Origin of the sequence: Tianweitania sp., assembly GCF_032053605.1 — a bacterium.
GTDB lineage: Bacteria > Pseudomonadota > Alphaproteobacteria > Rhizobiales > Rhizobiaceae > Tianweitania.
The window spans coordinates 33,667-46,820 of the sequence record NZ_DAMBUH010000013.1 but is presented as its reverse complement, the minus strand read 5'-3'; the positions used below and the strand labels follow the sequence as shown (position 1 = coordinate 46,820).

Annotated in this window: 11 protein-coding genes and 1 pseudogene; all 12 read right to left on the bottom strand. The window is 59.4% G+C overall.

The window, feature by feature from the left end; all coding sequences use genetic code 11:
* Window positions 1–365, bottom strand: a pseudogene (locus tag RTX98_RS05280) (DNA-binding protein); the annotation flags it as partial.
* A gap of 104 nt (window positions 366–469) precedes the next feature.
* The gene (locus RTX98_RS05275) at window positions 470–2,149 is read right to left on the bottom strand and encodes a hydantoinase B/oxoprolinase family protein (RefSeq protein ID WP_312795106.1); all 1,680 of its coding nucleotides are present in this window, start codon (window positions 2,147–2,149) and stop codon (window positions 470–472) included.
* Window positions 2,139–4,193 carry a hydantoinase/oxoprolinase family protein gene (locus RTX98_RS05270; RefSeq protein WP_312795104.1) on the bottom strand — a complete coding sequence of 685 codons (2,055 nt, stop codon included), beginning with the start codon at window positions 4,191–4,193 and terminating at the stop codon, window positions 2,139–2,141. Before RTX98_RS05270 ends, RTX98_RS05275 begins: the two co-directional genes overlap by 11 nt.
* A 141-nt stretch (window positions 4,194–4,334) precedes the next feature.
* Window positions 4,335–5,123 carry an amino acid ABC transporter ATP-binding protein gene (locus RTX98_RS05265; protein ID WP_312795102.1) on the bottom strand — a complete coding sequence of 263 codons (789 nt, stop codon included), beginning with the start codon at window positions 5,121–5,123 and terminating at the stop codon, window positions 4,335–4,337.
* Between the two features lie 3 nt (window positions 5,124–5,126).
* Window positions 5,127–5,843: an amino acid ABC transporter permease gene (locus RTX98_RS05260; protein ID WP_312795100.1), complete on the bottom strand. Its 717-nt coding sequence runs from the start codon at window positions 5,841–5,843 to the stop codon at window positions 5,127–5,129.
* A 22-nt stretch (window positions 5,844–5,865) separates the two neighbouring features.
* Complete coding sequence (locus tag RTX98_RS05255) at window positions 5,866–6,759, bottom strand: dihydrodipicolinate synthase family protein (RefSeq protein WP_312795099.1); 894 nt, start codon at window positions 6,757–6,759, stop codon at window positions 5,866–5,868.
* A 101-nt stretch (window positions 6,760–6,860) separates the two neighbouring features.
* Window positions 6,861–7,649 (bottom strand): substrate-binding periplasmic protein, encoded by a 789-nt coding sequence (locus RTX98_RS05250; RefSeq protein WP_312795097.1) that lies wholly within the window; start codon window positions 7,647–7,649, stop codon window positions 6,861–6,863.
* 254 nt (window positions 7,650–7,903) lie between these two features.
* Window positions 7,904–9,325 (bottom strand): FAD-binding oxidoreductase, encoded by a 1,422-nt coding sequence (locus RTX98_RS05245; protein ID WP_312795095.1) that lies wholly within the window; start codon window positions 9,323–9,325, stop codon window positions 7,904–7,906.
* A 51-nt stretch (window positions 9,326–9,376) separates the two neighbouring features.
* Entirely contained in the window at window positions 9,377–10,273 is an 897-nt protein-coding gene (locus RTX98_RS05240) for a dihydrodipicolinate synthase family protein (protein WP_312795093.1), read from the bottom strand.
* Window positions 10,274–10,326: 53 nt separating this feature from the next.
* Window positions 10,327–11,427 (bottom strand): ABC transporter ATP-binding protein, encoded by a 1,101-nt coding sequence (locus RTX98_RS05235; RefSeq protein WP_312795092.1) that lies wholly within the window; start codon window positions 11,425–11,427, stop codon window positions 10,327–10,329.
* A 72-nt stretch (window positions 11,428–11,499) separates the two neighbouring features.
* A complete protein-coding gene (locus RTX98_RS05230; protein WP_312795091.1) occupies window positions 11,500–12,321 on the bottom strand; it encodes an ABC transporter permease in 822 nt (273 codons plus the stop codon).
* The gene (locus RTX98_RS05225; RefSeq protein ID WP_312795090.1) at window positions 12,321–13,151 is read right to left on the bottom strand and encodes an ABC transporter permease; all 831 of its coding nucleotides are present in this window, start codon (window positions 13,149–13,151) and stop codon (window positions 12,321–12,323) included. Before RTX98_RS05225 ends, RTX98_RS05230 begins: the two co-directional genes overlap by 1 nt.
* Window positions 13,152–13,154 lie beyond the last annotated feature (3 nt).

Here is a 13,154-nt window from a genome sequence, read left to right as displayed (position 1 = left end):
CCATGCGGAAGAAAGAAGCGCGTCCCAGCCGCTGCCGCGGCATCCTGAATGGCCCTTTCGACACCTGCATCAGACAATGCCGAGCAGCTGAAGCCGCATAGATCTGAATGCGCCAAAATTCGCGGGCCCGCCGAGGCGAGAAGATCAGGCGTCGCGGCTTCAAGAACGAGGTCGACTTTTCGTGCGATCGCTTCCTCGATGTCGTCGATGATGAAGTCGGTAATGGCAGGATCGCGCCCAGGCTTGTTGCGGCCGGACGGTGCCAGAACATAGTCCACGCGCACAGTAGAAAGCGACTGGATATGGTCGAACAAAGCTTGACCGATTACGCCGGCGCCGATGATGCCAACTGTCTTGTATGTCATGATGTTGCCTGCAGAGATCGGTGGGCGGCGTTAGCCTTGTTGATCCGGGTTACCCGCTACGGGCAGCCGGATCAACAACGGGAAGCGCGCATGCGCCTGCCGAGCTACGATTTCCCGTAATGCGCGGCAACGAAGTCCGTCGAGAACTTGCCGCTTTCCACATCGCTGTCCAACAGAGACCTATCCCGTTCAGTCGGCGAGCCATAACCGCCCGCTCCCGGCGTCTCGATCACGGCTGCCATATCGGGTGTCAGGCGGATGCCGGTCGCCTTGGAGGGCAGGCTTTGTTCCCCACCTTGCCCGTCCAGCTTCAGAAACCGGCCAGGTCTGCCGGCTTTGCCGCCGAAGATACCCCAGGGCTGATTCCGGAACCGCTCGCCCACGCCGTTGAATTCGCAATCATGATCGACGGGCCGAATGGTGCGACGGATGCCGAGACCACCGCGGAACCGCCCTGCCCCGCCGGAGTCTTCCACCAGCGCATATTCTTCGACCCGAAGCGGATACTCGATCTCGATCGCTTCCACCGGAAGATTGGAGGTGTTGGTGATGTTGACCTGAACACCGTCCTTGCCGTCCTTGGTTGCCCGCGCACCCATGCCGCCGCCAAGGGTTTCGAGATAGATGTACTGCTTGTTTGAACGTGGATCGATACCGGCGAAGACCGCGCTGGTATTCGCGCCATTGGCCGCACCGATTGCCCGGTCCGGCAGCGCGTTCGCCAGAGCGCCGATCACCACATCAACCACGCGCTGGCAGGTATTCGCGCGCAACGCGACGGAAGCAGGTGCAACGCAATTCACGAAGGAGCCAAGCGGCGCCCGGATTTCCACCGCGTCGAAAATGCCTTGATTGTTCGGCACTTCCGGATCGAGCAAAGCCTTGAGCGAAAAGCAGACCGCCGATTGTGTCGCATTCAGGGTCAGGTTGAAGTTGCCGGGAACCTGTTTGTGGGAACCCTCAAAATCAAAGACGATGTTTTCGCCGGATTTGCGAATTACCAGGTTGATCTTGATGTCCTCGGTGCCAGCGCCATCATCGTCCATGACATCGGAAAACGCGTATTCGCCATCCGGCAACTGAGCGATGGCACCCCGCATCCGCAAATTCGTGCGGCGCACGATGTCTTCGAACACGGCTTCCATATAGGATGCGCTGCTGCGAGCCATGAACTCCTGCAGGCGCCGTTCTCCAAGACGAGCAGCCGCGATCTGAGCATTGAGATCGCCTTTTCGCTCTTCAGGCAGGCGCATGTTCAGGAGCAGAATGCGCATCATGTCGTCCTGCAGCGCACCCTTGTTATATAGACGAACGATCGGGATCCGAAGGCCTTCCTTGTAGATCTCATCAAGCCCGCCAGACATGGAGCCGATGGCAGCACCGCCGACATCTGCATGATGCACGATGTTGGCAACGAAGCCGACTAAACGCCCTTCACCGAACACGGGGATCGCAAGGTTGATGTCGGGCAGATGGGTCCCGCCGGCGACATGCGGGTCATTTCCGATGAAGATATCGCCTGGCGCGATCGTGTCGCCATACTGGTCGAGAATGTACTTCATCAGGCCGGCCATCGAGGCCAGATGGATCGGAAGCGCATATTCCGCCTGCACGATCAGCCGCCCTTGCGCATCGGCAATCGCCGTGGAGTGATCGTGCCGCTCCTTGATGTTGGTGGAAAAAGCGCTGCGCATGATCGTCAGGAAGCACTCGTCCGTGACCGACTTCAGCCCATTCCAGCTGATTTCGAGCGCGATCGGGTCGAGCGGCGTTTTATTGAGCATCGTCGATCTCCAGAATAAGGCTTAGCGCCGGGTCGACGGTCAGGGTCGCCCATGGCGGCACCACAGTCGTGGTGTCGAACTGCGTAATGATCGCCGGCCCTTGAATCTGCACGCCTGCTTCCAGCGTGCTGCGCGGATAGATCGGCGTGGACACCGGCTTGTCCTCGTTGAACCACACATCGTGATGCTCGGACGCCGTCGCCGGTCCCACTGGTTGCTCGGATAACGGCTCGATCTGGCTCAAGCGCGCAACGGCCTTCATGCGCACATTCATGATCTCGACCGGCGCATCCCGGTCCACATGGCCGTAGGAGCGCTGATGTGCTTCAAAGAAGGCTTCCTTCAGGGCATCTGTGTCCGGCAGTCTTGGAACATCGCCCGGCTGTCCGACGGTGACCGGAAGCTCGTAATTCTGGCCGACATAGCGCATGTCCAGGGTGAGAAGGCGGTAGGCATCGTCGATCCCTTGCGCTTCCGCTGCAATCCACTGCTGCGCCTGCTCATCCAAGCCTGAAACCGCGGCTTCGATCGCGGCAAGCGGCCCATCAAGTGGCGTGCGGCAGGTAAAAACGAAGTTCTCCTGCAGGTCAGCCTCGATCAACCCCTCCGCGCAGAGAATGCCCGGCGCTGCCGGTACGATGATCCGTTTGATGCCAAGCGACTTCGCGACGTCCGCCGCATGCAGACCGCCAGCGCCACCGAACGGCATCAACGCGAAGTCGCGCGGATCATGACCCTTCTGGGTGGACACTGCGCGGATCGCCCGCGTCATGTTCGACGACACGATGCCGCATATTCCCAAGGCTGCCTTCACAACCGAAATGCCCAGCGGCTCTGCGATCGTCTTGACCGCTTCCAGCGCCTTTTCACGGTCGATGATCATGCCGCCACCGGCCAGCGAAGCCGGCAGTCGTCCGAGAACCACGTTGGCGTCAGACACGGTCGGCTTCGTGCCGCCCTTGCAGTAGCAGGCCGGTCCGGGAACGGCGCCGGCGCTTTCGGGACCGACCTTCATCAACCCGTCCGGGCCGATATGGGCGATCGACCCGCCGCCGGCACCGACCGTGTGGATGTCGACCATCGGCAAACGGATGCGGAAGCCGGCAATGTCGCGCACATGGGCGATTTCCGTTTCACCGTCGCGGATCAAGCAAACATCCGTGCTGGTGCCGCCGATATCCAGCGTGATCACATCGTTCATATCCGACTTGCGACCGGCCGCGGCCGCACCAACGGCACCCGCCGCGGGGCCCGACAACGCGGTACGCACCGGGTATTCCAGCGCCTTGTCCACCGACATCAGACCGCCGCTCGACTGGAAGATGCCGAACTTGGCATTCGGTGCCACCTGGGCGATCGCGCCCTTCAGCCGTTCCATATAGCGGCCGACTTCCGGCTGCAGGAACGCGTTGATCAAGGTCGTCGAGAAGCGCTCGAATTCACGGAACTCCGGCTGCACTTCACTGGAAATCGAAACGTAAGTGTCAGGCATCGCCGTGCGGATGGCCGCAGCGATACGCTGTTCGTGCACGGGATTGAGGAAGGAAAACAGCAGGCAGACGGCGATGCTCTCGGATTGTGGCCCAGCCTGCAACTCCGTCACCAGCCGCTCGATCTCGGCATCCGTGAGTTCGGTGATGATCTCGCCGCGCGACCCGATGCGCTCGGTCACTTCCAAACGGTTGCTGCGCGTGACCAGCGGCGCGGGCGCATCTTCCTGAAGGTCGTAGATCAGCGGACGAACCTGGCGGCCGATCTCAACGAGATCGCGGAAACCTTCAGTGGTCACAAGGCGGACGGTTGCACCCTTGCGCTGGAGCAGAGCATTCGTTGCAACAGTGGTGCCATGGGCAAAGCGCGCAATGTCCTCGCCGACGATGCCGGTTTTCTGCTGAAGCTCCTTCAGGCCCTCGAGGATCGCGCGCGATGGATCATCGGGCGTGGAGGGGCGCTTGTGGATGTGGGCGACGCCGGTGCGCAGGTCGCGTGCAGAAAAATCCGTGAATGTGCCACCCACATCCACGCCGACGATCCAGTCAGCCATTCTTGGTTCTCTCGCAATTTCAAAGGGCGGTTTGTTCCACCCCGTATTCCCATTCAGTATCCATATGGAATACCGAAAAGCAACCGTCGTTTTTAGTGATGCTAAAGCTTTCCGCTTTGTCGGTCCGCCTTAGCGGTGCCATCAGTGACCTGTCAGACCAGCCAAGAACCGCTGACAACGCTCGGTCTCGGGAGAAAACAAAACCTTCGATGAAGGCCCCTGCTCCACGATTTGCCCAGCTTCCATGAAAATCGTGCGGTCGGACGCATGCCGGGCAAAGTCCATCTCATGCGTTGCGATCAGCATCGTCATTCCGGAATCGCGTACCTCACGAATGACGTTCAAAACTTCCTGGACGGTTTCCGGATCAAGCGCAGACGTCGGTTCATCGAACAGCATGATCTTTGGCTCCATCGCCAGCGCGCGCGCGATCGCGACCCGTTGTTGCTGGCCGCCGGATAACTGTCGCGGAAAGCTGCCGCTCTTGTCGCCGAGGCCGACGCGGTTCAGGAGGTCCATGCCCCGTTCCCGTACGGCGGCGGCGTCATGCCTGCGAACAAGCCTGGGGCCCGCTGTCACGTTTTCAAGCGCCGTCATGTGTGGAAACAGGTTGAAACTCTGGAACACCATGCCGACGTCCTCGCGCTGTCGCGCAAGGATCTTGGCACTATGGATGCGCCGGCCTCCGCTAGTCGTTTCTGCACCGATCTCCTCGTCACCAACCGTGATGGTCCCGCTTGTGATCGTCTCAAGCGTGTTGATGCAACGAAGCAGCGTGCTTTTGCCCGAACCACTTGGACCAATCAGGGCAATAGCCTCGCCCTGGTTCACGGAAAGGGAGACACCCTTTAGCGCGACGTAGGCGCCGTAATGTTTGACGACGTCGCGCAGTTGAAGAAACGCTTGCGGATGAGCAGGCATCGTCACCATGACTTAAGCCTCCGCATTCTTGGCAAGGGGTTGGGCCACCCCGCTTCTTGCATCGGCAAACCAGCGTGAATTGCGTCGCTCGAAGGCATTCTGAAGCAACGTCCAGATCGCGGTCGCGGCAAGATAATAGATCGTGGCGACGGTCAGCGCTTCCAGCACTCGGAAGTTGGATTGGGTGAGATTATCGGTGGCCCGAAACAGCTCGGTCATCGAGATTACCGAAACGAGCGACGTGTTCTTCAACTGGCGGACAAATTCGTTACCCAGCGGCGGAACCGCAATACGCAGGGCCTGCGGAAAGATGATCCAGCGCATGATGGTAAATGGGCGCATTCCGATGGCTTTGGATGCTTCCCATTGCGCCACCGGAACCGCCGAAAGCGAAGAGCGTACGATCTCCGCGACGTAAGGGCTTTCCGACAGCATGAGCCCGATGATGGCAGCCTCCACCACGGACAGGCGGACGCCCATCTGCGGCAGCGCGCTGTAAAGAAATACAAGTTGCACCAGGAGCGGCGTGGCGCGGAAAAAGGCGACATAGCCTTGGTAAAAGGCCCGCGTCACGAAGGTGTCGATTCGACCGATCAAGGCGACGATCGTGCCCAGCACGATCGCCAGAACCAGGGTCAACAGCGTCAACCAGATCGTGGTCCACAAACCGCTAAGAATGGCGGGATGGACGAGGTTGTGAAAGAATACCGACCAATCCCAGACAGTCATCGCCGTTTCCTCCCAGCTCAGTTCAGAACGGCTGGACGCCCGCCTTGTCGAGCACCGCCTTGAAGCGATCGCGCAGATCCTGCGGGCTCGGCGTCATCGGCTCGCGCGGCTCACCAAGTGGCAACCCGCGCAAGGCCGCCCCTGCCTTGGCCAACGGCACATATCCGTTCAACAACATGAAGTTGAGGATCGGCCAGAGCTTGTCCCAGACTTGAAGCGCTGCCGGCAAATCCTTGTCGACGGAAATGCGATTGAAGAGCTCGACGCAAAGCTCGGGAACGAAAGTGGAAGCACCGATGATCGAGCCCGGCGCACCATGGGCGAGAACCGCCAGAAGTGCCGGGTCGGAGCCGGCCAGAACGGTTGGCGCATCCGGATTGGACAACATGCGCATGGTTCGCGTGAAGCTGGCCGGGCTGTCCTTGATGTGGGAGACCAAGCCATCCTTCTTGAGGGTCACCATCTGCTCTTCGGTGATATCCAGCCCGGTGATGCCCGGAGTGTCGTAATAGATGATCGGGCCACCGGCGATCTTCACGATCTTGTCGAGGAACGTCTGGACTTCGGGGAATTTCAGGCGGTCGAAATAGGGCGTGACGACAAGCATCTGGTCGACACCGACGCTGCTTGCATGCTTGGCCAACTCAAGGGCATCGCGCACATTGTTCGAGCCCACATGAGCGATCACGTCCGTCTTTCCCGAAGCGGTTTCGTGCGCGATTTCAAACACGCGCTTGCGTTCGGCTACCGTCAGGGCTGGGTGCTCGCCGGTCGATCCGCTGGCAACGATGCCATGAATGCCGGCGTCGATCTGCGTCTTGATCAAGCGGACATAGGCGGCTTCATCAATTGCCGATCCATCCTGATTGAACGGCGTGAGGATGGCACTCAAGATGCCCTTAAGTTCAGTTTTCACGTGCATACCTTTGTTGAGCGGGAACTGTCTGGTCGAGCGCTCTTCAAAGAGGTGGCTCGAAAGAGCGCGAAAGCAGGGCGGCGCGCGCCCTGCCGATAGCGTCAGTTTGGCTTGGAACCGAGGGCGGCACTTTCGATGCCCCAAGTCTTCAGGACGGCGTTGTACGAGCCGTCCGCCTGCATGGAAGCGATGGCATCCGAAACCAGCTTGGCAAGATCATCGTTGTTTGCCTGGAAGCCGATACCAAGGAGATTGGGGCTGATGCCGGTGGCAATCTTCTTCAGGCCTTCGTTCTTCGTCATGTAATAGGAGATCAGCGAGTCCGTCGCGATGAAGGCTTCGACGCTGTCATTCTCGAGCGCACGAATGGCAACCGGCTGCGTATCGAAAGCCTGGATAACGACCGCCGGCTTGCTCGCAGCTTCGCACTTGGCGCTCGCTTCCTGCAGAACCTTGAGGGAGCCTGACCCCTGAAGCACGCTGACCGAGTGACCGCAAAGTCCGTCTACGCCTTCGATCTGCGTGGCCTGCTTCGTGACCACCGTCTGAGTTGCTTGGATATACGGCACCATCTTGATGGCCTGTTCACGCTCCGGCGTGATGTACATGGCAGCGCAGACCATATCGAAGCGGTCAGCCTGCAAGGCAGGGATCAGGCCCTTGAAGTCGAGGCTGATGAATTCGGATGTTGCGCCGATCTTCTCGGCGATAGCGCCACACAGCGCGACATCGACGCCGGTCGGCTTTTGGTTCTCATCGAAGAACCCCCATGGCATTTGCGTGAGCGACGTACCAATCCGCAAATGGCTGGGCTTGTCTTGCGCCTGGGCGCCTGTGACTGCGGATAAACCGAGGACCGCCGCAAGGATCGTGCTGGCAATAAGTCTCATGACCATTCCCCTTTGTTATTTCAGTATTTTGAACGTATACTGAGAAGGCTGTCAACAAGAAATTGCGTTTTTGCATTAGGGAAGGATGGCGGCGTCATGAACACAGCTTGCCGCCCAAAAAGTGATGCCTTTTAGAGGACTGGGAGGGGTGCTGCCGCTTTGTAGCCGCGCAGCATCCATCGCCGACACGCCCAGGCTGGCATCCTTGTCGCCACCTGCCAAAGCGTGATCCGTGGCCTCAGCCGGGGCCCGTATCAGGCAGGAATGACGCGACCCGGGTTCATGCGGTTGTCGGGATCGAACAGCGCCTTGATGCCGCGCATCATCTCCAACTCAACCACCGGCTTGTAGGCTTTCATCTCGGCGACATGCAGCGCACCGATGCCGTGCTCCGCGCTGAAGGTGCCGTTCATTCCCGCCGCGATGTCATAGATCGCCTTGAAAACGTCCCTGCGGGTTTGCAGCGGATCGGACAGGCTTTCCCAACGCGATTTCTCGAACATGACGTTGTAGTGCAGATTGCCATCACCGACATGGCCCACCACGGCGACCTCGGCTGCGGCGAAAGCCTCGTCGACCTTCTGCCTGGCGACCTGGAGGAAGCGCGGGATTTCAGCAATGGGAACGGCGATGTCGTGCGACATCCCCATCCCATACTTCTTGTGCGCTTCCGTCACGGTGTGCCTTAGTTTCCAGATGGCGGCGCGCTGGCTTTCATTGCTGGAAATCAATACATCCGAGATCTGGCCGTTTTCCATGGCCGTGCCCAGGATCTCCTGGAGACGGTCGCTGATATCGTCCTGTTCTCCCGCTGCAAGATCCACCAAGAGGAACCAGCCGACCTTCTCGTCATAGGGAACGACGATGTCGGGATAGATCGCCTTCACGATCCGCACTTCGCTTCCCGAAATCAGCTCCATGGCGATGATCGACGTATCGAAGGCCCGTTTCAGCGGTTCGGTGAAGGCCGTGAGATTGGCGATGTCATCGAACGAAATAAGGGCTGCCGTCATCGAGCCCAGGCCGGGGAATAGCTTCAGCGACACGGCCGTAATCACGCCAAGCGAGCCCTCGCCCCCTATGAACAGGTGCTTCAGATCATAGCCGGTGTTGTTCTTGCGCAGCGTCCGCAGCCCGTTCCAGATGCGGCCGTCGGGCAGAACCACTTCCATGCCAAGCACGAGATCGCGGGTGTTGCCGTAGCGCACGACGGCTGTGCCGCCGGCGTTGGTCGAAACGTTTCCGCCGATCTGGCAACTGCCCTCGGCCCCTAGGCTCAAGGGAAACAGCTTGCCGACATTGGCCGCGGCTGCCTGGATGTCCGCCAGAATACAACCGGCCTCGGCCGTCAGCGAGCCGTCCACGGGATCAACCGCAAGAACGCGGTTCATACGGCTGAGGCAAAGAACGATGGAGCGACCGGACGTATCCGGCACCGCACCAAGACAGGTGCTAGTGTTTCCGCCCTGCGGGAAGACCGCGATCTTGTGCTTGTGGCAGATCGCCAGCACAGCAGACACGTCTTGGGTACTGCCCGGCAAAGCCACGCAAATAGCCTCGCCCCGCGCCCGCCCCCAGAAGTCCTCGAGATACTTTTCCGTATCCGCTCCCGTCTTGACGAAGCTCTCGCCCAAACAAGCCTGGATCTCGGTGAGAACCTGATGATCGACGTCCATTTCGCTTCCGCCTGACGATAAACGCTGACAAACCTCGCTCAAGGCGAGAACTTACACCGAGGCTTCGAGGGCCATGATATCTGGCAGCATCTTGGCGAGTTGCTCATGCGTTTCCGCACTCGCCTTCACGAGCGGCAGAAGCGGCTCACCACAGGGCCGCCCCAGGATGCCCAAGGCTGCCTTGAGCGGACCAGGGTTATGCTCCGAAAACAGCAGCTTCAGGAAAGCGCGGATTCTGGCATGCAGCGCCAGCGCTTCATCCAACTTGTTCGCCTGAACCAGCGCCGTAATCTTGTTCCAGATTTGCGGGACAATGCAGGATGAGGCAACCAGGCCTCCACGTGCGCCGGCTGCGATATGCAGCGGATACACGTCTTCGTCGCCCGACAGGATCGAGATCTTATCGCCGGCCGCCTCGATCACCCGCATCTGTAGGCCGGTATCGGCATTGCATGCCTTCATCGCCACGATGCGCGTGGTTTCGCCAAGCGTCTGCACCGTCTCAGCAGTCAGAGACACACCGGTGCGGAAGGGGAATTCGTAAAGAACGATATCCGCATCGAGCTTGTCGGAAAGCTCCTTGAAGTAGTCGATGATGCCGGCCTGTGTGGGGCGCACGTAGAACGGCGTCGTGACCAACAAACCGTCGGCGCCAGCCTCAAGAATGCGCTTGCCGGCATCGAGCGCCTCGCCGAGGCCCGGCGCAATCAGGCCGGCGATGGTCGGCACGGCACCGTCGACGGCCTCAACCGTCGCCCGAACCATATCGAGCTTCTGGCGGTCACTCAGCGAGACATATTCACCGGTTCCGCCGATCGGCGCGATGGCACTGGTTCCGCTGGCCAGGAGATAACCGACGAGGTCGCGAACAGAGTCCACGTCCACACTGCCGTCCTTGATAGGCGTCGGCGTTGCCGTGACGATCCCGGACAGACCCTTGATGTTCATTTTCATATCTCCAACACTTTCTTAGTCTGTCGAACGGAGCGCCGGATGCGCGATCAGGACTTCTCGTTCTGAAGGATCACGAGGTCTTCTGGATTCCAGCGCACCTCGATCGGATCGCCGATCTTGTAGCGATGCTTCTCGGGCAGCGAGGTGGTCTTCAGCTTGAAGAGCGTTCCGTCCGTCAGCCGTACAGCCAAGGTCGTCATGCTGCCGATGAAGGAGACATTCGCGACGTTGCCGGAAACAACCGTCCAAGCCACGCCCAGGCTTTCAGCCTGGTTCGGGTCAACGATCTGGATGCGCTCGGGACGAAGCATGACTTCGCAAGTCTCCCCGGCAGGAACCCTGCGCGACAAAGGCATTGTCAGCAGGTGACCGGTCCCGGTGCGCAGCTTGTTGTCGCCGTCCACCGTTCCGCTCAGCAAATTGGACTCACCGATGAACTGAGCCGCGAACTTGTTGACCGGGTGGAAATACAGCTCGTCCGGCGTGCCGAGTTGAACAACGCCGCCATTGTTCATCAGGCAGATGCGATCCGACATGTTCAGGGCTTCTTCCTGGTCATGCGTCACGTAGATGAAGGTGGTGCCGATCTCGTTGTGCAGGGTCTTGATCTCGTCCTGCATCTGCTCGCGCAGGTTCTTGTCGAGCGCACCCAGCGGCTCGTCCATCATGATGGTCGATGGCGAATACACGATGCAGCGGGCAATACCGACACGTTGCTGCTGACCACCGGAGAGCTGCTTTGGCTTGCGGTCTTCGAAGCCGGCCAGTCCGACCCGCTTCAAGGCATCGAGAACCTTGAGCTTGATGTCGGCCTTGGACACGCCCCTCACGCGCAGGGGATAAGCCACATTGTCGAAGGCCGTCATATGCGGCATCAGCGCATAGTTCTGGAAGACCATGCCGATCCCGCGCTTGCGTGGAGGCGCATCGGTTATGTCGCTGCCATTCATCAGGATCTGTCCGGAGGTCGCAGAATAACCTCCGGAAATGAGGTTCAAGAGCGTGCTTTTGCCTGATCCCGAGGGTCCAAGAAGGGTCAGAAACTCACCCTTCTTGACCGAAAAGGAGGTTGGTCTCAGTGCGTAGGTCGACCCGAACTGCTTCGAAATCGCCTTCAGCTCAATCATGTTTTGCTCAAGATCAGGCATAGAACTTCCTTGTCGCTTGAAGGGTGGTCCCCTTGGCCACGCCGGCGCGTTTTTTATTCAGCACTGCTTGGTTCAGGCCTGCACTTCGGACTTCTTTTGAAGCGCGACGTTGATCAGACAGACAACCAGCGAGATGACGGTCAGGATTGTCGACACCGCGGCGATGACCGGCGAAATCTCCCACTGGATCGCGCTGAACATCTTGACCGAAAGCGTCGTCGTGGTGGGTCCTGCCAGGAACCACGAGATCACGACCTCGTCGAAGGAGATCAGGAACGCAAACAAGGCGCCTGCTCCGATGGACGGGTAAAGCTGCGGCAGCACCACCGTCAGCAGCATCCGCAAGCGCCCCGCTCCCATCAGCATGGCGCCGAATTCCAAATTGGGATCGAGCTTCTGCACGCCGGCGCTGATGATCACCAGCGTATAGGGCAGAACGAACATCGTATGCGCCAGAACCAGACCGGTCGCAGTACCGGTGAGCCGCAGATAAGAAAAATAAAGGTAGATGCCGAGCGCGAACACCACCGACGGTATGATCAGCGGGCTCATGATCAGACCGAGGATGAACTTCTGTCCGGGGAACCGGAACCGCACCAGCGCATAAGCTGCCGGAACAGCGATGACCGTCGCGATGAGCGTCGTCATCAGGGCGACGCGCAGGCTCAGGAAGAGTGGCTGCGTCCATGCCTCAGAAGAAAAGAAGATGCTATAAAGGTCGAGTGAATATTCCGTCGGCGGAAACTTCAGCTCGTATTTGGAACCGAACGAGACCGGAATGACGATGAGGCTGGGCGCAAGCAGAAACAGGTAGACGAAAAAGGCGAGGATGCTGCCCAGCCACCGTAACGCACGCTTGCGACCGTCATGAATGGAGCGTGACGCGAGTGCCATTAATACGCTCCCTGCTGCTTGCCGCGACGCATGATGGCTGCGGGAATGGCGAAGATGGCGACAAGAACGAAGAGGATCACGCCAACGGCGGAAGCCACGTTCCAGTCGAGCACTTCTCGTGTGTAGAAGTCGACGAGATTAGCCAGCATGATGTCCTGGCGACCGCCAAGCAGAGCGGGAACGATAAAGAAGCCCAGTGACATGACCGCAGCGCTCAGCAGCCCGGCGAGAACGCCGGGCGCGCTCAACGGAAGGGTCACGGTAAAGAAGATGCGGCTAGGCTTCGCACCCATTACTTCGGCTGCCCGGTAAAGCGCGGGATCGATCGCCAGCAGGCTTGCGAGAACCGGGAAAACCACGAGCGGCGTGAGGTAATTGGTCATGCCGATCAGCACGCCAATGCGGTTGAAGATCAGCGGCAGCACGATCTCGGCGCCCCAGACCCAAGACAGAAACGAGTTGATGATGCCTTCTCGACCGAGGATGATCGTAAAGGCAAAGCTCTTTACGAGGATGCTGGTCCAAAAGGGCAGAAGCACGAGAACCATCAGGGCAGCCCGTCGGCGCGGCGACTGTCGAGCCAAATGGAGGGCAACGATATAGCCCAGCACCAGGCTTATCACACTCGAAAAGAACGCCACCTCAAGGGTCGTCCGCATCGCCCTTTGGAAGAGATTGCTTCCCAGGATCGATGCAAACGCATCGGTGGACGTCCCGCCGGACGTACTGGTGTAGAAAATAAAGATGAAGGGCAACAACGCGACCAGAAGCGACAGGATCGCCGCTGGCGCGATGAAGGGGCCAGCATCTTTAGCTGCCTTGATATTCACTAC